This is a genomic window from Lentilactobacillus rapi DSM 19907 = JCM 15042 (assembly GCF_001436255.1).
GTDB lineage: Bacteria > Bacillota > Bacilli > Lactobacillales > Lactobacillaceae > Lentilactobacillus > Lentilactobacillus rapi.
Map to the genome: position 1 here is coordinate 1 of NZ_AZEI01000038.1, position 785 is coordinate 785.

The window sequence follows — 785 nt, forward strand, 5'->3', positions numbered from 1 at the left end:
CTCTCAGTTTTTTATAATGAAATCGAGGTATAGGTCGCAACCGCCTTTGGGCTAAGAGCTCGTGGGACATACTGGCCGTGTTTAGCACTCTCGTAAACCTGATTATAGGAAGTTGGTCTTTAAGATCGCATGTAAGGATACTAGGCAGAGACTCGACTAAACAATACCTCAAATTATTTTGGAGGTGGTATTAGTGCAGTTTATTGGAATAGATGTGGCTGAAGGAAGTAGTGTTTGTGTATCCGTTAAAGGTGGCCATCAGGTTGGTTCAATCTCTTTTAAGCATAATCGTGGCGGCTTTAATCAGTTAAAGCATTTTATCAGTCAAACGGCTGATAAACCCGTGCTGGTCTTTGAGTCGACAGGAACTTATTCAGATTCTCTGGCTCGTTTTTGCCGAGCTGAAAACTATATTTTTTATGAGCTCAACGCCTTTGAGGCCAAGATCAAAATGAGGCAGTCTCGTCCTAACAAGACCGATGCCCATGATGCCTTTCATCTGGCATTATTAGCTGAAACCCAGTACACGAGCCTGCATACCCGAAGAGTATTGGGTGAACCATTCTTTAGCTTGCGACAATTATCTCGGCAGTATCATCAATTTTTTGAAAGTCGTCGCCGGACAATTAATAATTTGCATGCGGTATTGGAAACCACCTTTCGAGAACTGAACGATGTCCTGGACAGCTTCACTCGGCCGGTCAATTTAGCGATCATTCGTTTGTATCCTCATCCGGACCTCTTATTTGGCTTGTCTAAAAGCCAAATCATTTCTCAGGTAAGTA

The 785-nt window shown here is 42.9% G+C and carries 1 protein-coding gene; it reads left to right on the forward strand.

Going from position 1 to position 785, the window contains the following annotated elements; translation table 11 throughout:
* Positions 1 to 193: 193 nt before the first annotated feature.
* Positions 194 to 785, forward strand: a 592-nt coding sequence (locus FD12_RS05580; protein WP_156404070.1) for an IS110 family transposase, incomplete at its 3' end; no start/stop codon positions are given.